General features: G+C 45.9%; 19 protein-coding genes and 4 tRNA genes. 9 read left to right on the plus strand and 14 right to left on the minus strand.

Going from position 1 to position 22100, the window contains the following annotated elements:
- Positions 1 to 65: 65 nt before the first annotated feature.
- The 9 genes from HMPREF9370_RS10660 to HMPREF9370_RS10700 form a co-directional block, all read right to left on the minus strand.
- A tRNA-Thr gene (locus tag HMPREF9370_RS10660) sits at positions 66 to 140 on the minus strand.
- A 10-nt stretch (positions 141 to 150) separates the two neighbouring features.
- A tRNA-Gly gene (locus HMPREF9370_RS10665) sits at positions 151 to 224 on the minus strand.
- A gap of 39 nt (positions 225 to 263) precedes the next feature.
- Positions 264 to 347: transfer RNA gene (locus HMPREF9370_RS10670), tRNA-Tyr, on the minus strand.
- A gap of 111 nt (positions 348 to 458) precedes the next feature.
- The gene (locus HMPREF9370_RS10675; RefSeq protein ID WP_009117524.1) at positions 459 to 710 is read right to left on the minus strand and encodes a YfhL family 4Fe-4S dicluster ferredoxin; all 252 of its coding nucleotides are present in this window, start codon (positions 708 to 710) and stop codon (positions 459 to 461) included.
- Between the two features lie 180 nt (positions 711 to 890).
- A complete protein-coding gene (rsmD, locus tag HMPREF9370_RS10680; protein WP_009117525.1) occupies positions 891 to 1463 on the minus strand; it encodes a 16S rRNA (guanine(966)-N(2))-methyltransferase RsmD in 573 nt (190 codons plus the stop codon).
- A 163-nt stretch (positions 1464 to 1626) separates the two neighbouring features.
- Positions 1627 to 3921 carry a type I DNA topoisomerase gene (gene topA, locus HMPREF9370_RS10685; protein WP_009117526.1) on the minus strand — a complete coding sequence of 765 codons (2295 nt, stop codon included), beginning with the start codon at positions 3919 to 3921 and terminating at the stop codon, positions 1627 to 1629.
- A gap of 119 nt (positions 3922 to 4040) precedes the next feature.
- Positions 4041 to 4496: a DUF494 family protein gene (locus HMPREF9370_RS10690; RefSeq protein WP_009117527.1), complete on the minus strand. Its 456-nt coding sequence runs from the start codon at positions 4494 to 4496 to the stop codon at positions 4041 to 4043.
- Positions 4497 to 4517: 21 nt separating this feature from the next.
- On the minus strand, positions 4518 to 5699 hold the full coding sequence (gene dprA, locus HMPREF9370_RS10695; protein WP_009117528.1) for a DNA-processing protein DprA: 1182 nt from the start codon (positions 5697 to 5699) through the stop codon (positions 4518 to 4520).
- Positions 5700 to 6000: 301 nt separating this feature from the next.
- Positions 6001 to 7116, minus strand: a complete 1116-nt coding sequence (locus tag HMPREF9370_RS10700; protein WP_009117529.1) for a hypothetical protein — start codon at positions 7114 to 7116, stop codon at positions 6001 to 6003.
- A 175-nt stretch (positions 7117 to 7291) separates the two neighbouring features.
- On the opposite strand from HMPREF9370_RS10700, the gene def reads away from it, so the two are divergent.
- Genes def through HMPREF9370_RS10730 form a run of 6 tightly spaced genes read left to right on the plus strand, consistent with a single transcriptional unit; the run spans position 7292 to position 13984 of the window.
- Positions 7292 to 7795: a peptide deformylase gene (gene def, locus HMPREF9370_RS10705; RefSeq protein WP_009117530.1), complete on the plus strand. Its 504-nt coding sequence runs from the start codon at positions 7292 to 7294 to the stop codon at positions 7793 to 7795.
- Between the two features lie 23 nt (positions 7796 to 7818).
- Positions 7819 to 8742, plus strand: coding sequence for a methionyl-tRNA formyltransferase (gene fmt, locus HMPREF9370_RS10710; RefSeq protein WP_009117531.1), 924 nt, complete (start codon positions 7819 to 7821; stop codon positions 8740 to 8742).
- A complete protein-coding gene (rsmB, locus tag HMPREF9370_RS10715) occupies positions 8739 to 10001 on the plus strand; it encodes a 16S rRNA (cytosine(967)-C(5))-methyltransferase RsmB (RefSeq protein WP_009117532.1) in 1263 nt (420 codons plus the stop codon). The genes fmt and rsmB overlap by 4 nt, the downstream gene beginning before the upstream one ends.
- Positions 9967 to 10566, plus strand: coding sequence for a DUF4390 domain-containing protein (locus HMPREF9370_RS10720; RefSeq protein ID WP_040667200.1), 600 nt, complete (start codon positions 9967 to 9969; stop codon positions 10564 to 10566). The genes rsmB and HMPREF9370_RS10720 overlap by 35 nt, the downstream gene beginning before the upstream one ends.
- An 8-nt stretch (positions 10567 to 10574) precedes the next feature.
- Positions 10575 to 12683, plus strand: coding sequence for a sensor histidine kinase (locus tag HMPREF9370_RS10725; RefSeq protein WP_040667672.1), 2109 nt, complete (start codon positions 10575 to 10577; stop codon positions 12681 to 12683).
- Positions 12683 to 13984, plus strand: a complete 1302-nt coding sequence (locus HMPREF9370_RS10730) for a sigma-54-dependent transcriptional regulator (RefSeq protein WP_009117535.1) — start codon at positions 12683 to 12685, stop codon at positions 13982 to 13984. Before HMPREF9370_RS10725 ends, HMPREF9370_RS10730 begins: the two co-directional genes overlap by 1 nt.
- Before the next feature lie 186 nt (positions 13985 to 14170).
- Here HMPREF9370_RS10730 and HMPREF9370_RS10735 read toward each other — a convergent pair whose 3' ends face one another.
- Positions 14171 to 15571 carry a cryptochrome/photolyase family protein gene (locus HMPREF9370_RS10735; RefSeq protein WP_040667202.1) on the minus strand — a complete coding sequence of 467 codons (1401 nt, stop codon included), beginning with the start codon at positions 15569 to 15571 and terminating at the stop codon, positions 14171 to 14173.
- A 192-nt stretch (positions 15572 to 15763) separates the two neighbouring features.
- On the opposite strand from HMPREF9370_RS10735, the gene HMPREF9370_RS10740 reads away from it, so the two are divergent.
- Positions 15764 to 15839 (plus strand) — tRNA-Phe (locus HMPREF9370_RS10740).
- Between the two features lie 157 nt (positions 15840 to 15996).
- Positions 15997 to 17115 (plus strand): aspartate-semialdehyde dehydrogenase, encoded by a 1119-nt coding sequence (gene asd / locus HMPREF9370_RS10745; protein WP_009117537.1) that lies wholly within the window; start codon positions 15997 to 15999, stop codon positions 17113 to 17115.
- 94 nt (positions 17116 to 17209) lie between these two features.
- On the opposite strand, the gene HMPREF9370_RS10750 is transcribed toward asd, so the two are convergent.
- Together HMPREF9370_RS10750 and HMPREF9370_RS10755 are read right to left on the minus strand one after the other, a co-directional pair.
- Positions 17210 to 18091 carry a prephenate dehydrogenase gene (locus HMPREF9370_RS10750; RefSeq protein ID WP_009117538.1) on the minus strand — a complete coding sequence of 294 codons (882 nt, stop codon included), beginning with the start codon at positions 18089 to 18091 and terminating at the stop codon, positions 17210 to 17212.
- 56 nt (positions 18092 to 18147) lie between these two features.
- Positions 18148 to 18939 carry a 3'-5' exonuclease gene (locus tag HMPREF9370_RS10755; protein WP_040667673.1) on the minus strand — a complete coding sequence of 264 codons (792 nt, stop codon included), beginning with the start codon at positions 18937 to 18939 and terminating at the stop codon, positions 18148 to 18150.
- 173 nt (positions 18940 to 19112) lie between these two features.
- Here HMPREF9370_RS10755 and HMPREF9370_RS10760 point away from each other — a divergent pair, with 173 nt between their 5' ends.
- Positions 19113 to 19928: a DsbC family protein gene (locus HMPREF9370_RS10760; protein WP_009117540.1), complete on the plus strand. Its 816-nt coding sequence runs from the start codon at positions 19113 to 19115 to the stop codon at positions 19926 to 19928.
- A gap of 77 nt (positions 19929 to 20005) precedes the next feature.
- Here the strand turns inward: HMPREF9370_RS10760 and HMPREF9370_RS10765 are convergent, their stop codons facing one another.
- Together HMPREF9370_RS10765 and HMPREF9370_RS10770 are read right to left on the minus strand one after the other, a co-directional pair.
- On the minus strand, positions 20006 to 21391 hold the full coding sequence (locus HMPREF9370_RS10765; protein ID WP_009117541.1) for a sensor histidine kinase: 1386 nt from the start codon (positions 21389 to 21391) through the stop codon (positions 20006 to 20008).
- Between the two features lie 17 nt (positions 21392 to 21408).
- Positions 21409 to 22086, minus strand: coding sequence for a response regulator transcription factor (locus HMPREF9370_RS10770; protein ID WP_009117542.1), 678 nt, complete (start codon positions 22084 to 22086; stop codon positions 21409 to 21411).
- Positions 22087 to 22100 lie beyond the last annotated feature (14 nt).

Genomic DNA, 22100 nt, shown 5'->3' on the forward strand with positions numbered 1-22100 from the left:
CTTTTGCCATGGCAATTTCCTATACTCAATATCAAAAATGTTTAAGATTACGGATTTCAAGAATTTGGTGCCCATGGGCAGATTTGAACTGCCGACCTCTCCCTTACCAAGGGAGTGCTCTACCCCTGAGCTACATGGGCCAATATGAATTGGAGCGGGTGAAGGGAATCGAACCCTCACCGTAAGCTTGGAAGGCTTCTGCTCTACCATTGAGCTACACCCGCATACTTACTTATTCTTTTGCCCCATAAACTATGGATATTTGGTGGTGGGAGAAGGATTCGAACCTTCGAAGCTCTCGCAACAGATTTACAGTCTGCCCCCTTTGACCGCTCGGGAATCCCACCTCAAAGAGAAAACGAATAATACAAACTAGCTTAAAAACCGTCAAGTATTATTCGTTCATTTTTTCTAATTATTTCTTAAAATTCTAATTTATAAACGAATTATTTTTCAGACTATTTTGCTGAGATAATACGCTCATATTTAGCCTGTAATTCTTCCTGACTTTCCGGATGTTCCTCATCTATTAAGATGCAATCTACCGGACATACCTGCTGACATTGCGGTTCATCATAGTGACCCACACACTGTGTGCACAAACTTGGATTGATTTCATAGATTTCTTCGCCCTGATAGATTGCATCATTAGGGCATTCTGGTTCACATACGTCGCAATTGATGCACTCATCCGTAATAAAGAGTGACATTTCAAAATCCTTTTATATTTTAAAATATAGACCTAAATAGTTAACTACGAATTATAGCACAATATGTTTCTTGCGCTGACTGTTTAAGGTATTTTTAAATTTGAGAATAATTATTAAAATCAAATAAATATCAGCTAAAAACTACTATGCCAATACCAATATAACAAAGCAGTTTATTGCTTATTTCTCGATTTCCGGCTTATATATTCTTACTTCAAATAGGCTTTTTCCTGATTTACCCTCTCGAAACAGGTGCAACCATTCTGGAATTTGAGGCATACTTCCTGATTCTATATATACCATTGCGTTTTCAGACAGGCATTTTTCCACCTGCCCAAATAATGTTTTCCAATCTTCCCACGCATAAGGAGGGTCAAGAAATATGACATCAAATTTTTCGCTTGATGATTTCAAATAATCAAGAGCATCTTGAGCTGAAATGGTTATCTTATCTTCTAATCCCAATTCACGTATATTCTGCTGTAACAATTTACTAGTATCTCTATATTTTTCCACCATGACTACTTGTTTGGCATTACGCGAGGCTGCTTCAAACCCTAAAGCACCACTACCTGCAAATAAATCTAATACTTTTAAGCCAGTTAAATCCTGACCGAGCCAATTAAATAAACGCTCTCTTACCATATCCGCCGTAGGGCGCAGACCTTCTGCTGATAAAAATCGGATTTTCCGCCCTTTGCAATTACCGCCAATAATTCTGACTTGATTGACATGCTTAGAATGTTTTGACACCTTATCTCCTTTTCAGACAGGCATTAATGACTGTTTTGAATTGATTTCTGCTGGTTGCAGCATTGCATAGCAGTCATTTTTTCACTGCAATACTACCTTAGCTAAACATCAGTACAAACCAAACAGACAAAGAAAAACGGATATTAAATATCCGTTTGCAAATTTACTCCTTAGGTGCGGGAGGTTCAATTTGTTCGCTCCAACCACACTCTTTCTGTGGGCAAACTTTTTCAGTTCCTCTTCGTTTAGTTGTTTTAATCGTTAAAACGGGCCACTGGCATTTCGGGCAGGTTTCTGCGATTGGCGGATTCCATACGGCATAATCACAATCAGGATAAGTATTACAACTGTAAAAAAGCTTACCATACCGTGATTTTCGTTCAATCAATTGACCCTTGCCACACTTCGGACATGCCACACCGGTTTCTTTCGGTTTTTCCAACGGTTCAATATGTTTGCACTTCGGATAGTTGGCGCAACCGATAAACTTACCATAACGGCCTTTTTTATAAACCAACTGGCCGCCACATTTCGGACATTCGCGCCCTTCCACAATGGTTGGTTCGTCCAGCTCTTTCGCTGCATCCTCTGCGGTTTCATTTACATTTCGCGTGTAATCACAATCAGGGTAACCGGAACACGCAATAAAACGGCCCCGCTTGCCAAATTTGATTTGCAACTTGTGATTACCGCATTTCGGGCAAATTTCTTCCAACTCTTCAGTAGTGATTTTAGCCCGCTCAATACCCTCTTTTTCAACAACTTGCTTGTGAAATCCCTTCCAAAACTTATCCATAACCGGAATCCACTTGCGCTTGCCGCTGGCGATTTCATCTAGGCTGTCTTCCAGTTTGGCGGTAAAGTCGTAATCGACATATTGCTCAAAATGTTCTGTTAAGAATTTATTCACAATATCGCCGGTATCGGTAGGCATAAAACGGCGCTGATCAACTGTGACGTATTCACGATCCTTAAGTGTTTTAATAATGCTCGCATAGGTTGACGGGCGGCCAATACCAAAATCTTCCAATGCTTTTACTAATGTGGCCTCATTAAACCGGGGCGGTGGTTGCGTGAAATGTTGCTCACCGTAGAGCTTGTCAACCGGCAGTTCATCACCAAGTTTCAAATCAGGCAGTTTTTTATTGTTTTCGTCCTCATAGTCTTCATCTTGACCTTCCTGATAAACGTTCAAGAAGCCGGCAAACGCAAGCACCTGACCTGTAACCCTAAATACACCTTGGCCAACATGGATATCAACGGTAGTTGCATCAAACTTGGCATCAACCATCTGGCAGGCGACCGTACGTTGCCAAATCATTTGATAAAGCTTAAATTGATCATTGCTTAAAAATGGCTTCACGCTTTCAGGTGTTCGATAAACTGAGGTTGGCCGGATGGCTTCGTGCGCTTCTTGGGCATTTTTGGATTTGGTTTTATAAGCCCGAGCTTCTTTGGGCAGAAAATCCGCACCGATTTTATTTTCAATATAATGGCGCAGCTCGGTTATCGCATCTTCAGACAGGCTTACGCTATCGGTACGCATATAAGTAATCAAACCGACAGCACCCTGACCCACATCGATACCTTCGAAAAGCTGCTGCGCCGTACGCATGGTGCGGTCTGTGGTCATGCCAAGCTTGCGCACTGCATCCTGCTGCATCGTAGAAGTTGTGTAAGGTGCAACCGGTTTTCTGGTAGCCTTTTTCTTCACCACATCGGCAACGACAGCTTTCTCGCCTTCCAAACCTTTCAGGATTTCGGCTTGCGAAGCTTCATCCGGCAAAGAAAATTGTTCTAATTTATTACCCAACCAATGTGTCAATTTAGCACTGAATTTCTGGCGGCCTTTGTGGCTATCCATATGGACAGACCAATATTCCTGGCTCTCGAAAGCCCGAATTTCATTTTCTCGCTCACAAATCAACCTTAACGCCGGGCTTTGTACACGACCGGCGCTCAAGCCCCGACGTATTTTTTTCCACAGTAAAGGAGATAAGTTAAAACCCACCAAATAATCCAAGGCACGGCGCGCTTGCTGCGCATCAACCAAATTGAAATCCAATTCGCGTGGGTTCTGAATTGCTTCTTGAACAGCTTTTTTGGTTACTTCATGGAACACAATGCGCTGCGGATGGATATTTTTCAAACCCCGTTTACTTTTCAATATTTCCCATAAATGCCATGAAATTGCCTCACCTTCTCTATCTGGGTCGGTGGCCAGATAAATATTTTCAGCTTCTTTCGCGGCAGCCACAATAGCATCAACATGCTTGCTGTTTTTCGCAACGATCTGATATTTCATGGCAAAATCATTATCCGGGTCAACCGCTCCGTTTTTGGGAATCAAATCGCGCACATGCCCGTAAGATGCCAGCACCTGAAAATCCGATCCTAAATATTTCTGCATGGATTTAGCTTTGGTAACCGATTCGACAATCAATAAATTTTTTGTCATTTATACCGCTCTCTATAATTATTAAATTTATCTATAATTATTAAATTTATTATGTTTTCAGACAGGCATTCTTTAATCGGAATGCCTGTCTGAAAAGAAAAACAGATACTGCAAACGATTTAATGCATCGTTGCCGCACCGTGCAATGCAACCATTAAATCGTCACCAATCAAAACCGGCAACTCGGATTGGTGCGCCCACAATGCCAATAAAGCGAAGATTTTCGCCATATCAACCGTTACTTCTTCTTGTGGCATAAACAATAAAGCATTAATCACAAACTCATGTTGTCTTGCATCAATTGCTTTTTCCTGCTCTAGATAATGCAATAACCCCAACACTTCCTGCGGCAGAGCTTCCAATTCTTCCTGACAATAAACCCTCATGGCTGTACCAGCATTACAAGACATATTCATTTTAGGCTGGCTCTCCAAAGCTTCCAATAACATCAACAGGTTTCCGATTTCCACATCACCAAAACCCGCTTCTTCCAACAACACCCCCAAATCACTTGAGGGCGGGCACGCATCAAAGTCTCTAAAATGTTCGATTAAAAAAGCAATTACATCTGCCATGCTGTTCCTTAAATTCCTTACTTATTTTGCAATCCGCTGGTAACGTCCCCCTGGCATCGCTGCAACTATGCCATCCAGCTCCATTTCCAACAATAATGCGTATACATCCGCAGTAGCCAACGCCAGCTTTTCAGCCAAGCTATCGGGATGAATAGAATCATAACCCATAGCCTTAAGCAAATTATTGGTTTCTTTCTTATTATGTGTTTCAGACAGGCATTCGGCGCTACAATTTTCCTGTTTCTGCATAATTACCGAATCTGATTTCCGATTGGTTTCAGGCTGCCTATATATAGAATATGACGATACTTGCGGATTTTGCAACAGTTGAGGACATTCTTGTAAAATATCCTCCAAATTTTCCACCAGTTTCGCGCCTTCCTTGATTAATTTATGGCACCCTTTGCTGTGCGGATTATCAATAGAACCGGGCACCGCCATAACTTCCCGCCCCATGTCACCCGCCAGCTTGGCTGTGATCAACGAGCCTGATTCCAAAGCAGCCTCAACCACCAAAGAAGCCTGCCCCAGCGCTGCAATCAAACGGTTACGCCGAGGAAAATTTCCTGCCAGCGGTCTGGTTCCCAAAGGAAACTCCGACACAATCAGGCCTTTCTCCGCTATCTGATAAGCCAGCTCTTTATTAGATTGCGGATAAATCCTATCTATACCCGTTCCCCATATAGCAACTGTACCGGCATTGCCGGCTAATGCACCTTGGTGTGCAGCCGTATCAATGCCTGATGCCATACCTGAAATTACCCCGACTCCTTGCATCGACAGATCGCGAGCAAAATCATGCGCAATCCGCATCGCCTGAGGTGTTGCATGACGGCTGCCGACAATTGACACCGACGGTCGAGACAACAACTTTGTATTGCCACGCAAAAACAATAAAGGAGGAGGCGTCAAACCTTCCGCCAACATCAGAGGAAAATCTTCATCACCCAGCAGCATCAACCGGCAATTCTCACCTTCAGCCCATTTCAAAGCAGCGTCAGCCGAAGCTTTTGCAATGGAACGCACCGTATCCCATTCTTTCGCTGCCTGCTTATGATGCACTAAATGTATGATTTGTTCTGCCGGCGCAGCCAAAGCTTGTGCTGCAGATCCGAAAAAACGGAGTAGGTTTAAAAAACTTTCAGCACCAATGTAAGGCGTGAGCGCCAACTGCACCCAAGCATAATATTCGTGATGATTCATTTTTCCGCCTCGTAATGTGTTTTCAGACAGGCATATTTAGATAGTCTGTGCATTTAAAATTATTTTCTTAAATTATAGTTTTGCATGTTGCTTGTAGACTGTAAAGAACAATCTGAAAGTAAAGACAAACACTTTGACCTTTATCACTACAGAAAAATTAATAATGACAATATGTTACATGCTTTACAATTCTATTTATAAACAAGACCTTCAAATTCTCTTGTCACGCCAACAAATAATAAAGCACACAAATGATGTGTGCTTTATTTCAGACGAGCATTAATCTCTAATTTAAAGTGAATTAATAAGGATTAATGTTGCTTCTATAATTGTATTCATTATGTTCGGTATCATGTGGCTCTTGAGGTGCATTTCTCACATGCACTTTATCACTCTTCATGTTATCCAAATCTTGGCCCGGTTCTGAGGCCACATCACCGATGTTGATATTGGTCAGGCTTTCCAGAATAATGGCCGAAGATAAATTCTGGCTGGTTTTATATACCATGGCTAAGCCGACTTCCTCTGCAGGAATAGATACATATTTCATCATGCTGCGGCGGCCTTTTTTACCTTCATCAAAGTCCATTTTTACTTGCTGGCTCTTTTTGTACAGGCTAACCACACTGCCAACATCCAAGCCATCATTCTCGCCCTTGTTCAAAGTAATGGTTTGGAACTGACCTACTTCACCCACACCGTCAAAAATCGACACAACACGAGCATCAATATGCTGGCTGGGCGCATGCGGCTGGATATTGCGATTGAGTGTTTGCAGACTTTCATCCAATTTCAGCAAATAATCGCCTTTTTTGATTTCCGAAATTGCCTCTTCCACCACCATAGGTTGTGCTGTTTGAGTAGGTACTTTTTTCAACGGGTGCAGGCGGGTATAGTATTCGCCTTCTTGCAGATATTGTGCATCTTTTTCACTACGCGCATCTAAAGCACTATTGGTATAAGGTAAGGTACTGATGATGCCGCTGAATACCACCTCTTGACCCAGAAATTTATTGGTCTCCGGATCCACAACATCTTTTCGTGCACGATACACCAAATAACGACCGGGCTCTTTTACACCATAAGCATAAACACGATCGCCCCTGCTATACATTACACGGTTATCCGGGCCCTTAATCAAACGTGGTGCATCCTGAGTTTCTATTTGAGGAATAACTTGCGGATGGCGCATAAACATGCGGAAAAAATCCACATTTACAGCTTGGATACCATAGCCGGAAGACACTTCTCGCACACGAGGCGCCAACTTAACGGTAGGAATCTGTTCACTTTGAGTGTAAGTACGGCTGATTTTTGCTTTGGCTGTTTTTTTAGGCTTGACTTTCGATTTAGCCAAAGCCGGCGCAGAAATAGCCACGCCCAACGCGCAAAGCAAGGTTATAATATGTTTTTGCATGACGAACTCCCCTTGAAGTCACTTCAATACTGTCATCTATAAATTTCATTTAATTAAATAAGCGAGTCAATTAAATTTAACTCATCCCTAAATGCTTAGTGCGGTATTTTAACACCGTTTTCGGTTAATATCCTAGCATTGAAAGAAAACACACACTATTGTTACTGAGAAAATTATGGCTTTATTAAACATCTTAAAATATCCTGACGAGCGTCTGCATATAGTCGCAAAACCCGTTGCCGAAATCGACAACCGTATCAAAACTTTAGTTACCGACATGTTTGAAACCATGTATGAAGCAAAAGGCATTGGCTTAGCTGCCACACAAGTCAACGTACACGAGCGTGTGGTTGTGATGGATTTAAGCGAAGAGCGCAATGAACCCCGCGTATTTATCAACCCGCAGATTACCCATAAAGACGGGGAAACAACCTATGAAGAAGGCTGTCTTTCCGTTCCGGGCATTTACGATACTGTTACCCGTGCCGAGCGCGTAACAGTTGAGGCTCTTGATGAAAACGGCCAAAAATTCACATTAGAGGCCGACGGCCTGCTCGCCATCTGCATACAGCACGAACTGGATCACTTGATGGGTAAAGTATTTATCGAGCACTTATCCCAGTTGAAACAAAACCGCATCAAAACCAAACTGAAAAAGCGCGCCAAACACGATTTATAATTTTTCAGACAGGCCTATTTTCTATGAATGTTATCTTTGCCGGCACTCCTGAATTCGCCGCCACCGCACTCAAAGCTATTGTAGATGCCGGTTTTCATATTCCTTTGGTACTTACCCAACCCGACCGACCAAAAGGCCGCGGCATGCAATTGCAGGCCAGCCCGGTAAAACAAGCGGCTTTAGCGCTCGGTTTGAATATTGCCCAACCGCAAACTCTGCGTAATGAAGATGCGCAAACATTGTTACAGCAGCAAAATGCAGATGTGATGGTTGTTGCAGCTTATGGGCTGATTCTGCCTGAGGCCGTCTTAAACATCCCCAAACATGGCTGTCTGAATATTCATGCTTCACTACTTCCCCGCTGGCGCGGCGCGGCGCCCATACAGCGGGCTATCGAGGCCGGCGATTCCGAAACCGGTATCTGCATCATGCAAATGGACGCTGGTTTGGATACTGGCGGCATTATCAGCGAACACAAATACACCATTAAATCGACTGATACGACCAACGAAGTGCACGATGCTTTAGCTGAAATCGGCGCACAAGCAATCGTGGCAGATTTGCAACAACTCGCAAAGTCCGGCCACTTAAATGCCACGCCACAAGGCGAAAGCGGCGTCACTTATGCTCAAAAACTAAGCAAAGAAGAAGCCAAAGTTAATTGGCACGAACCGGCGGCTTCAATTGAACGAAAAATCCGTGCATTTAATCCTGTGCCTGCAGCATGGACAATGTGGCGGGATGCGCCTTTAAAAATCTGGCAGGCTGATGTGATAAACGAAGCCGGCAAGCCGGGCGAAGTGCTGCGTTGTGATGCTGAAGGTTTGGTCATAGCCTGTGGCGAGAAGGCCTTACGCATTACCTCCTTACAACCGGCAGGCAGCAAGCGCATGGATATAGCCGCATTTGCCTCGGGCAGAAGCATCGATAAAGGCACTTTATTATGAGCTTGGCACACATTCAAACTTTAGCCGCACAAAGCGTAATGGAAGTTGCAGAAGGCAGAAACTTACAAGATGTACTGACCAACATCCGCGCGGCCAACCCAGACTTAGGCCTGTCTGAAAAAGGCGCATTGCAAGATATTGCTTACGGCTGCCAGCGTTATGCGGGCAGTTTGCGTTTTATGCTTGCCAAAATGCTCAAAAAGCCGATTACCCATCCACAATTGGAAAGCCTGCTTTTAGTTGCACTCTACCAGCTTAACCATACCCGCAATCCACCTCACGCTGTCGTCAACGAAGCGGTCGAGGCAATTGCCCGCATCGACAAAGGCCAATACCGCTCATTTGCCAATGCCATTTTGCGTCGCTTTCTGCGTGAAAAAGACAAACTCAACGCCCAATGCAAAAGTAATATAGTTGCCAAATACAACCATCCCGAATGGTGGGTTAAATATCTGCAAAACCACTATCCAAAATATTGGAACAATATTCTTACCGCATCACAAAGCCACCCTCCGTTGACTCTCCGCATCAACTGCCGCCGCGGTAATGCAGAAAGTTATTTAAACGAATTGCAAGAAGCCGGTATTGAAGCCAAGTTATTGGATATACATGCAGTCAAACTTACAGAAGCACTGCCCGTAAACCAAATTCCCGGCTTCAGCGAAGGCAGGGTATCTATACAGGATTATGGTGCGCAACAAGCCGCGCTCATCTTAAAGCCGCAAAACGGCGAACGCATCTTGGATGCCTGTGCGGCCCCCGGAGGAAAAACCGGGCATATACTTGAATTAGCAGACTGCCACCTCACTGCATTAGATATCGACGAAACCCGTTTGGCGCGTGTACGCAACAATTTAGACCGTTTGGGCTTTCAGACAGGCATTGTTATCCGCTGCGCCGACGCACAAGACACAGCGTCATGGTATGATGGGCAAATATTCGATGCAATACTTGCCGATGTACCCTGCACCGCCTCCGGCGTAGTAAAACGCAACCCTGACATTAAATGGTTGCGGCGTCCTACCGATGCATTTAAAACAGCGCGCCAGCAAGAAACATTGCTCGATACCCTTTGGGATCTTCTCAAACCGGGCGGTCGTATGCTTTTAGCAACCTGCTCCATTTTTGAAGAAGAAAATAGCAGCCAACTACAAAAATTCCTAAACCGGCATGCTGACGCCCAATGCAAAGAAACACATGTTTTACTCCCAAATAACAACCAAGATGGCTTTTATTACGCGCTTATTCAAAAGCAGTAGCTCCCTCCTGCTGCTCATGGCACTTATCACACTCTTCCCTCTCTCATCTCGGGCGGAAGGTATTAGCTCACTTCGCGCTCAAGCTTACTTAACCGAAAACGGCCAACTGGCCATCAGCAGCCGTTTTCACAATGAATTACCCGACCAACTCAAGCAAGCTTTAAGGCAAGGCGTTCCATTACATTTCACGCTGCAATACCAATTATCCGCGCCAACTTGGGCCGCCTATAAATTCAAGTTCAACCAAATAGTGGGTAGCGACAACCAAGTTATCTACAAACTCTCATATCACCCGCTGACCAACCGCTATCGAATCAGCGTCGGCACTTTCTCCACAGAATACAACAATTTAGAAACCGCCCTGCGCGGCGTCGGTGCCATTTCCGATTGGCGCGTATTACCCTCTGGCGCTTTATCCGGAGAATCGGCCAACAATGTCCGTGCAGAAATCCGGTTGGCACTTAGCACATCCAAACTGCCCAAACCTTTCCAAATTAACGCCATCAACTCAAAAAGCTGGCAACTTGATTCCGGCTGGAAATCACTCAATATCAGCTCAGAATAAATGCCATGATTCAACGCCTGCTTCCCCTGATTATCATCGCCGCTATCGCTTTGCTGTATCTGTTGACCTTGTCAACCGGAAACAACAGCAATCTAACTGATTACTTTTGGTGGTTTATTGCGGCAGCTTCACTGCTGATCCTGATTTTGTTCGGCGCCGTCATCCGCTACATCTGGTTCCTAACCCAAGCACACCGCCGCAAAGTATTAGGTTCGCAAATTGCCCGCCGCTTGGCCATTATGTTTACCGTGGTAACCGTTTTACCCGGCTTATTTGTATTCGGCGTATCTGCCCAATTTATTTCCAACAGTATTAATTCGTGGTTTGGCGATGAAACCGATCAGGCTTTAGAACGCAGTCTGAGCTTAAGTAAATCGGCATTGAATCTAGCAGTAGATAACTCGTTTGGTAACGCCGTGAATATTCAAGTTGATTTATTCCGTGCTGTTTCACGCGGCCGCAATTTGATTAACTCGCTGGAAAACACACCTTTAGCCAATCAATTTCAGCAGCTTGCGCTTTATAACTTAAGTACCAATCAAACCATCACGGAACGTAACCCAAAAAAATTGCCAGGCGCATCTACCTCACCAGAAATATTGGATCAACTCGTCAAAAACGGGGCTTCACGCTCGATAGAAAATATTAACAGTACTTTATATGCTCAAGGCTGGCTGATTCTGCCTGAATATAACCAACAGCAATACGCCCTCTTCTTTCGCCAACCCATTCCAAACAAAGTAGCACAAGATGCCACGCTAATCGAAAGCGCACGTGCCAAATATGCCGAGCTGAGCTATGCCAAAAAAGGGTTACGCAACTTCTTCCTGATCACCCTATTGGTTGCCACTTTGATCGCCATCATGCTGGCACTAAGCATGGCGCTGTTTTTCTCCTACCGCTTTATCGAACCCATTCTTTCTTTGGCCGAAGGCGCACGCGCTATCGCACAAGGAGACTTTTCACAAAAGCGCCCCATATTTCGCAACGACGAATTGGGCAGGCTGACCCATTTGTTCAACCACATGACAGAGCAATTGAGCCTTGCTCAAGAATCAGCCGAACGCAACCGCTTACAAACCGAAGCTGCCCGCGATTACTTAGAAACCGTATTGGAAAGCCTTACTGCCGGCGTTATCACAGTTGACCATGCCGGCACGCTGAAAACCTTTAACCAAAGCGCAGAGAAAATTCTCGGCATCCCGCTTGGCGATATGCTGGGCAGCAATTGGCACGAATGGAACCAGCAATCTCCCCAGCAAGCCATGCTGGCCGAAGTGCTGGAAACCATTCTGACAACCCTGGACACCGATAAACCCATACAAATTCCTTACACCGCACCTGATGACGCAAGGATTCTATTGGGTAAAGCCACGCCCTTGCAGGAAGACGGCTTGGTAATTGTGTTTGACGATGTTACAGCGTTAGTACGCGCCCAAAAAGAAGCCGCATGGGGCGAAGTAGCCAAGCGCTTGGCACACGAAATCCGCAATCCGCTTACACCGATTCAGCTTTCTGCCGAGCGCATGGCGTGGAAACTACAAGATAAATTAGACGAAAAAGATGCCCAAATCCTCAATCGGTCAACCAACACAATTATCAAACAAGTCGAAGCCTTAAAAGAAATGGTGGAGGCTTTCCGCAATTACGCCCGCTCACCCTCCATGAAGTTCGAAACCATCAATTTAAACGAAATCTGTGAAGAAGTGCTTTTATTATATGAAGGCAGCCCGTGTACATTTACATCCAATTTGAGTAATATACCTATTTATATCCAAGCTGATCATGGCGCGATGCGTCAGGTTTTACACAATATCCTGAAGAATGCAGCAGAAGCCGCAGCTGAAAGTAGTGCACCTGAAGTTTCTTTAAGCATTTGCCGCGAAAAAGAATACGCCATAATAACCGTATGCAATAACGGTAAAAGCTTCAGCAGCGAAATGCTTCATCACGCCTTTGAGCCCTATATTACCGACAAGCCAACCGGCACGGGCTTGGGTTTGCCTCTGGTGAAAAAAATCATTGAAGAACACGGCGGCCGTATCAGCATAAACAATCAAACAACAGGTGGGGCATGTGTTAAGATAGCCCTGCCGGAATTGGTGGAAAATAAATAATGAGAAGTAGCGATATCTTAATCGTAGATGACGAAATCGGCATCCGCGACTTACTGTCAGACATTTTACAAGACGAAGGCCACACAGTAGCTTTGGCTGAAAATGCCGAAGAAGCCCGCCGCCTGCGCAATCAAATCCGCCCTGCAATGGTGCTGCTGGATATTTGGATGCCCGATTGTGACGGCATCACCTTACTGAAAGAATGGTCGAAAAACGGCCAACTCAACATGCCAGTAGTGATGATGAGCGGCCATGCCAGCATTGATACCGCTGTAGAAGCCACCAAAATCGGCGCCCTGGATTTTTTAGAAAAACCCATTGCATTAAAACGCCTTCTCGCCACCGTTGAACGTGCCTTAAAATACAGCGAAATGCAGGCTGCGTCAGGTTTATCGTTTGACAAACTCGGCAACAGCCCCGCCATCCAAGAACTCAATCAAACCTTAGAAGCCGCTGCCAAGCAGAATATCCCGATTTTATTAAACGGTGAAACCGGCTCTCCTTTCGAGCTGGTAGCACGCTATTTCCACAAAAATAACACGCCTTGGGTGGAACCCAGCAAAACCGAACATATTGTCGACACCCCTATGGAATTGCTGCAAAAAGCTGCTAACGGCGTATTGTATTTAGGCGATATTTCGCAATACAGCCGCAATATTCAGCAAGGCATCGCGTTTTTAATCAGTAAAACCGATCGTTACAACACCCGCATCATTTGCTCTTGCAGCACTCCGTTTGAAAACCTGCGGGAAAACAATCCTGATTGCAAGCTGGCTACCGCACTGGAAAAACATGTCATCAATATTCCGCCTTTACGCGCACAAGCCGATGACATTGCATTCTTGGTTGACACTATCATTACCGAATTAGCAGAAACGCAGAAAATTCCACCGGTTAAATTCAGCACAGCCGCTTTGAATGCTCTGCGCCAATACGAGTGGCCCGGCAATTACGACCAGCTGCGCAATATCGTGAAAAACCTTGCGTTGACTGCCGATCAGAATGAGGTGGACGAGCCTGCCGTAATGGAAATCTTAGGCCAATTTTCCAGCAACCAATCACCCGAAATCATTGGCGGCTTCAACTTCAATCTGCCGCTAAGGGAATTACGCGAAGAGGTCGAACGCCGCTATTTCGAATACCATATTGCCCAAGAAGGCCAAAATATGAGCCGTGTTGCCCAAAAAGTCGGTTTAGAGCGCACCCACCTCTACCGAAAACTGAAACAGCTGAAAATCAACTTCTCCCGCCGCCAAAACTCCGGTAAAGCAGAAGAAGCCGGAGAGAACGGCGAAGAATAAACCCTTGCACAATAAATGCCTGTCTGAAACTTTTTCAGACAGGCATTCGCTTTTCCATATTTAGAAAAACATATTTCTGATACGAAGTAGCAAATGGTTGCCATAATAAAAACGCCTGTCTGAAAAATATTTTTCAGACAGGCACATATTGTATCTCATTTCAAAAATCCGCTATGGCTGCGAAACTTAACCAGCCCCATATAACACAAGTGCCTTTTCCCTTTGACTCGCATATTCCACAATAGGATCAGGATAGTTATTCGTATTCATGTTACCCTTTGCCAACCATGGCATATGAATAAAATCTTTCGGCATATGGGCCAGTTCAGGAATATAGCGACGGATTATTTGACCGGCCGGATCCAGCTTCTGCGCCGCAAATACTGGATGCATCATCTGCTCAGGCCGAAACGCCTTAGTACCCACACCCGCCGCATCCTGCCAGCTACCATTATTCACAGCCAAATCAAAATCCAATAATTGGCCGGCAAAATAAGCTGCTCCCAAGCGCCAGTCACACAATAAAATCTGGGTCAGAAAAGCAGCAGTGTAGTTGCGCAACTCATCCGGCAAATAACCTGTTTGATTAAGGTATCGCATCGAAGCGTCCAACAAAGGGTAGCCCGTTTGCCCTTGCTGCCATGCGCTAAAATAGACAGGATTATTTTCCCAAACTATATTCCGATATTTCGGATTAAAGCTCTCTCGCAAGACATTCGGATAATGATAAATCAGCTGGTGGTAAAACTCACGCCGTATCAAAGCATCCAGCCGCTCACCAGCTCCTGAAGCGCTTTTATTTTTTATTAAATCAATTACATAACGCACAGACAACACGCCAAAACGCAAATATGGCCAAAGCTGTGATTCATTGCATTTCACAGATAAGCCTTGCTCAGGATGATAATCACCCATTCGGAGCAGAAACTCCGCCAAAAGCTCATCAGCCGCTTGTTCACCGCCGGCAACTGTAACCGATTGATCTGCCACACCCAGTTGCGCCAAAGACGGTATTTCAGGAGCTATTGTCAAATTTTCAGACAGGCCTGTCTGCAACCGAGCCAATGTCTGCCAATCATCAGATGCCTGCCAAACCATTCCGGCAGACGCCGCCAGCCAAGCTTTCCGATACACCTGAAATTCTGTATAAGGACGACCCTCCGAATCCGCCAGCGTAAATTTCGACAGCAACACATGATCGTTTACTGCCTTAAACCGGCACCCATCCTCAATCAACCGTGCAGCAATCATATTTTCCTGATTCACAGCTTCCGGCTCGTCTGCGCTCGCACACACCACATAAATAGCATCAATTTCCCGTGCAAAAGCCGGCACATCCTGCTCTGCCAAACCGACAGTCACAAACAGCGGCACACCTTTTTCAGCAAGCCTGCTTTGAAGTTCAGACAGGCATTGATGCACAAAAACCCGCCTGCGCCTACCACCCTCAGAATGCACGCTCTCTATTGGTTCAAACACATACAAACCCACCACAGGCAAACCGAACCGGACAGCTTCCTGCAAAGCAGTATGGTCAAACACCCGTAAATCGTTGCGGAACCAAACAAGAGTGGTTTGAAACATCATAAAACCTGCTTCCAGAGAATATTTTCGTAATAAACATTCTACCCGATTGCCCCTAAGATTTATCAAAAACTTCACCCAACGGGCCAGCGCGCTAACTTTTATCTCATATAAAATAATTATTTGTAAAAAAAGCACAACACAGATATTGAACAAATGCAGCAGGTATGGTTAAATACACCTTCTTCACACAGCGGCCAGATAGCTCAGTTGGTAGAGCAACGGACTGAAAATCCGTGTGTCGGCGGTTCGATCCCGCCTCTGGCCACCAAAAAAACCGCGTTATGCGGTTATTTTTTATTTCTCAATCTTTCCCCTTCAATCTTCTTTCTCAAATCTATTCCACTATTGAATCCCTCTTATATAAAGAGTATATTTGTCTGATTTTCGGAAATATTAACATCTGCATATTCTTGAGGAGCACATAAATGAAAGTAGGTTTTATCGGCTGGCGCGGCATGGTCGGTTCTGTTTTGATGCAGCGCATGCAGGAAGAAAACGATTTTGCCGATATCAAAGAAGCCTTTTTCTTCACCACTTCCAACGTAGGCGGCGCAGCACCTGATTTCGGCCAAGCAGCCAAAACGCTGTTGGACGCCAACAATATCGAAGAGCTGGCGCGCATGGATATCATCGTTACCTGCCAAGGTGGCGACTATACAAAATCCGTGTATCCTCCTCTGCGCGAAAGCGGTTGGAACGGCTATTGGATTGATGCCGCCTCTGCACTTCGCATGAATGATGATGCCATTATCGTACTCGACCCTGTGAACCGTAATGTAATTGATGCCGGCCTCAAAAACGGCGTGAAAAACTATATCGGCGGCAACTGCACCGTATCACTGATGCTGATGGCACTGGGCGGCCTGTTTCAAAACAATTTGGTTGAATGGGCTACCAGCATGACTTATCAAGCCGCTTCCGGTGCGGGAGCAAAAAACATGCGCGAACTTATCAGCGGCATGGGCGCCATCCATCACCAAGTGGCTGATGAATTGGCAGACCCTGCCAGCGCGATTTTGGATATCGACCGCAAAGTTTCCGATTTCCTGCGCAGCGAAGCCTATCCCAAAGCCAATTTCGGCGTACCGCTGGCCGGCAGCCTGATTCCGTGGATCGATGCCGATTTGGGCAACGGCCAGTCCAAAGAGGAATGGAAAGGCGATGTGGAAACCAACAAAATTTTGGGCAATTACGGCAATCCCACTATAATTGACGGCCTATGTATACGTGTCGGAGCGATGCGCTGCCACAGCCAAGCGATTACTTTGAAACTGAAAAAAGATTTATCGGTAACCGAAATCGAACAATTATTGGCCGGTGCAAATGATTGGGTAAAAGTAGTGCCGAATGAAAAAGAAGCTTCCGTTAAGGAGCTGACGCCCGCCGCCGTTACCGGCACTTTAACCGTACCGGTCGGCCGTATCCGCAAGCTGGCCATGGGCGGCGAATACATCAGCGCCTTTACCGTAGGCGACCAGTTATTGTGGGGCGCTGCGGAGCCTATCCGCCGTATCCTGAATATTGTGTTGGGCAAACAGCTGTAAACCGATACCGCAAAACCAATGCCTGTCTGAAAGCTGATTCGTAAAAAATGCTTTCAGACAGGCATTTTTAATAGCCTAAATCTTTCACCGTGTATCAGCCTTGTTTCTCCAACCAATCATCCCGTGTCGCCTTAGCTTCTTCAAAATAGCGATACAAGCTCTCAGAATCTCCCGCTTCCAATAAACGTTGAACCGTATCCAGCTGGGCGCGCTGCCCCGCAATCAAGTCAAGCAAACCCTGTCGGTTAGCGAGACAGATATCCGTCCAGATAGCAGGATGGCTGGATGCGATGCGGGTAAAATCGCGAAAGCCTGATGCGGCGAAATCCAAATAAAGCTGACCGTCGGCATGGTCTTTGATTTGATGCACATAAGAAAAAGCCAGCACATGAGGCATATGCGAAACCGCTGCAAAAATAGCATCATGCTCTTCTGCCGGCATGATAAAGGTGCGCGCACCCACCGCCTGCCATAAACTTTGCATCAAACTTAATGCAACAGGATTTTGTTGCTCATGCGGGCACAAAATCAGCTTTTTACCTTCATACAAGCCAAACTTAGCCGCCAAAGCACCATGCCTGTCTGAACCGGCAATCGGATGCGCCGCCACACAATTGGGCAAATGCTCGGGCAAATAGCGGGCAAATGCCTGAATGGCCGACTGTTTGGTGCTGCCCACATCGCTGACTATGGTTTGTTCACTTAACAGATACGCCAACTCGGTGCAAATCTCAGGCAAGGTCGCCACCGGCGTAGCAATCAGCACCAAATCCGAACCGGCAATGCTCTGTGATCGGATGCATTCCGCCATTTCATCAATCACTTTACGCTCAAGCGCGCGCTCAAGATTCTCCTGGTTTACATCCACACCAACCACGCGGCGCACCAAACCTTTGCGCTTGAGATCCAGCGCAAACGAGCCGCCAATCAAGCCGACGCCGATTAAGGTAATTTGATTAATGGGTTGGATAGACATAACAATCAGGTTTTAATTGAAAAACGGCACACGCCAAGTTCAGACAGGCATCATTTTTACCGCCATGCGCCCATAAATTCCCGCCAATGCTCCGCATCTTCTTGTGTTTTCAGATAATTGCGCAGAATACGGATTTCCTGTTCATACTCATCGCCATCCAATGCGCCGCTCATCAGCCGGAAACGCAGATACATTAAATAAGTGTTGGCTGCATCGGTTTCACAATAATCGCGGATGTCTTTAAGCATGCCTGTCTGAAAGGCTTCCCAAACCTTGCTACCATCCATGCCTAACTTACCCGGGAAGCCGCAAAGTTTGGCCATATCGTCTAGCGGCACATTGGCGCGTGGCTGGTAAAGCGCTAGCAAGTCCATTAAATCACAATGGCGGTTATGGTAGCGGTTGATGTAGTTATTCCACTTGAAATCACGACTGTCGCCGAAGTCACCCTCTCCCATGTCCCAATAGCGCGCAGCGGTAATGCCGTGAATCAACGCCCGGTAATGTAATACAGGCAAATCAAAGCCGCCGCCGTTCCAGCTTACCAATTGCGGCGTGCGCGTTTCAATCAGATCGAAAAATCTGGCAATTACCGTTTCTTCACTGTCATGCTCATCCCCTATGGTGCCAATATGGATCTTTTCCGCATCCCAGCGCATACAGCAGGAAATCGCCACCACTTGGTGCAGATGAAGCTGCATAAAATCATTGCCGGTTTGAGCGCGCCGCTTTTGTTGTGCAAACGCTACCACATCGTTATCAGGAATATCTTCCGGCAAATCGTAAAGCAACCGTATGCCGCGCACATCGGGTACGGTTTCGATATCAAAAGCGAGAATCGGGGTCATAATAGCGTTTCCGTAATCAATTACGGCATTGTGCATGAAGTTGCAGCCTTTGACAAACCTGCCTTGCCGGCAGCCGCCGTATGCTAAATTACATAAATTTTCTTGGTGTCTCCCAAGGGTTTAGGCATAATGTTGCACGTTTGAAATAAGATACGATTGAAAGCTTTAACAATATGAATTTATCGAAAACCCTTATCTCGCTGGCACTCCTGCCCCTTATGGCTTGCGGGCAGCCCACTGAAAACAGCTCCGCACAGCCTGCGCATAAAGCGGCCAGCAGCCCCCAAAAAAATACCAAAGTTGCCACCAAAGGCAATGTTCCCGAAGCAACGGCAAAAGCCATCAGCAGTAAACTGGAACAAACTTACGGCAACCAAAAGCTAAAAGTGCAAAGTATTCAAACCACGCCGATGGCGGGTTTGTTTGAAGTGGTGGTTTCCGGCAATCAGATTATTTATACCGATGCTAAAGCTGATTACATGTTTGTAGGTGATTTAATCGATCTTAAAAGCCGCAAAAGCCTCACTGAAGAGCGCATGGCCGACATCAGCCGCGTAGATTTCGCCAGCCTGCCCTTAGAGATGGCAATTAAAGAAGTACGCGGCAACGGCAAACTGAAAGTTGCGGTGTTCTCCGATCCGGATTGTCCATTCTGCAAACGCTTGGAAAGAGAGTTCGGCCAAATGACCGACATCACAATCTACAATTTCATGATGCCGATTGCTAGCCTTCATCCGCAGGCACATCAAAAATCAGTGCAAATCTGGTGCCAGAAAGACCGCACTGCCGCTTGGACCAACTGGATGCGCAAAGGTGTGATGCCTGATTCAGTCGCAGAATGTGATAATCCGATTACGGAAACCACCTCTCTCGGCGAACAACTGGGTTTCACCGGCACCCCGGCCGTGATTTTCCCAAACGGCAAAGTACAAGCTGGTTATTCGCCTAAAGCCCAATTGGAACAAGCTCTTAAAAATAATCAGAAATAAAATACCGATATATAAAACCAATGCCTGTCTGAACGCATTCAGACAGGCATTGTTCATCAATCCGGTTATCACTTTGTTTACTTCAATTCCTTCGCTTTCTTAGGCAGCACAAACCGGACCCGCAAGCCGTTAGGGCTGATGTTGTTGGCTATAATCTTACCGCAATGCTGCTCAATAATATGTTTGGCCAGCGCAAGACCCAAACCGGTGCCCTGTTTATTGGCGCTGCTGTCGGCGCGGTAAAATGCAGTGAAAATATGCGGCAACTGGTTCTCCGACACACCCGGGCCATTATCGGTTATATCGACCATCCAGTTTTTAGAATCCTGATAAACCTTTACCTGAATCGTGCTGCCTTCGGGGCTGTAATTCATAGCATTGCGGATAACATTATCGAATGCGCGGTAAAGATAGCTTTCATTCGCCATAAGTTTCGCATCTTCCGGCACTTTCTCCACCACCAATGCCACGGTTTGTTGATTTTTCTCTGCAACAGCCTGGCTGTCTTCCACTAAATGGCGTAAAAACGGCACCAGTGCAAGATTTTCTTTTTCCATGGGGATATTGTCGGTTTCAAGGCGGGAAAGGGTCAACAACTCACCCACCAACGCATCCATACGCACCAATTCACTTTCCAAACGCTGCAAATATTCATCCTGCTTTTTCGGCTGCGCCTGAATCAATCCGACAATCGCCTGCATACGCGCAAGCGGCGATCGCATTTCGTGTGACACATGGTGTAAGAGATGACGCTCTTTTTCCACCAGCTTCTGCAATTGCTGCGCCATTTTGTCAAACTGATCTGCCAATTGGGACAATTCGTCATCGCGGTCGGTCATTTGCTGCGAGATACGTGTTTCCAAATCACCCGATGCCAACCTGTTCATCCCCCGACCTAAAATCCGAATAGGCTTGGTAATGTTGTTGGCCAAAATATAAGCCAGCAACAACCCAACCACAAAAATGAAGCTCAAAATAATAATTTCATGCCATACCGGCTCGAGCGGCAAACCGGGAATAAACAGCGGGCTTGTCGGACGCTGAAGCTGGCGGGTTTTCCAGTCTCGCACAAAGAATAAATATTCTTCGCCCCATCTGTCGTATTCAATGCGCGCGTGCTCCAGATCCACCTGCTTGATAGCCGTGTTACGCATAGTTTCGACCACTTTAGGGTCTATCGACCTGCCGAGTACATCTTTGCGATTATCCCCGGTAATCATGTATACGTTTTTGGAAATCGGGTGCTCGCTCCACTCTTTTAATGTGTCTTTTGCACCTTGTGCACCGCGCGCGCGGAAAGCCGAAATCATGCTGTTAAGCAATGTGGTTTCCAACACACGCTGCTGCTTGAAATGGTTTTCCGCAATGGTATTTTGCACCACCCAGAAAGAAAAACTCGCCACGAATATGGCGCAGATAATCACGGCGCAAAACGTGGCGAATATACGTTGAAACAGTTTCATGAACAGTCTGTTTGCAATTAGTTTTTAACGAACAAATAACCCAAACCGCGCACGGTTTGAATCAAAGAAGCATCACCCAGCTTATGGCGGATGCTGGAAATATGCACATCAATACTGCGGTCAAATTTAGCCAATTTGCGGTCAAGAGCCTCAATCGACAGAGTTTCTTTGCTTACCACTTGGCCTGCATGGCGCATCAACACTTCTAAAAGATTAAATTCGGTACTGGTCAACTCCAAAGGCTCTTCGCCAATGGTCGCCTGACGCTTGGCCGGATACAAAGTAACATTGCTTACTGAAATGCTGTTAGGCGCCGTGCTTTGCTCGGCTGCGCTTTGTGCTCGGCGCAGAATGGCGTTGATGCGTGCCAAAAGTTCGCGCGGGGTGCATGGTTTAGGTACATAATCATCCGCACCCATTTCCAAACCGATAATACGGTCAATGTCGTCACCCTTAGCGGTGAGCATGATCACCGGAATCGTACTTTGCGCACGCACGGTTTTCAACACTTCCAAACCGTTCATTTTCGGCATCATAGAATCCAATACAACCACATCATAGTTGCCGGATAAAATTTCTTGTACACCTGCTTCACCATCCGGCACGCTATTTACCGACAAACCTTCGGCTGTGAGATACTCAGTCAGCAACTCGGTTAATAAAGCGTCGTCATCTACCAATAACACATGGCTCATTGCATATTTCCTTA

It is taken from the genome of Neisseria wadsworthii 9715 (genome assembly GCF_000227765.1).
Lineage (GTDB): Bacteria > Pseudomonadota > Gammaproteobacteria > Burkholderiales > Neisseriaceae > Neisseria > Neisseria wadsworthii.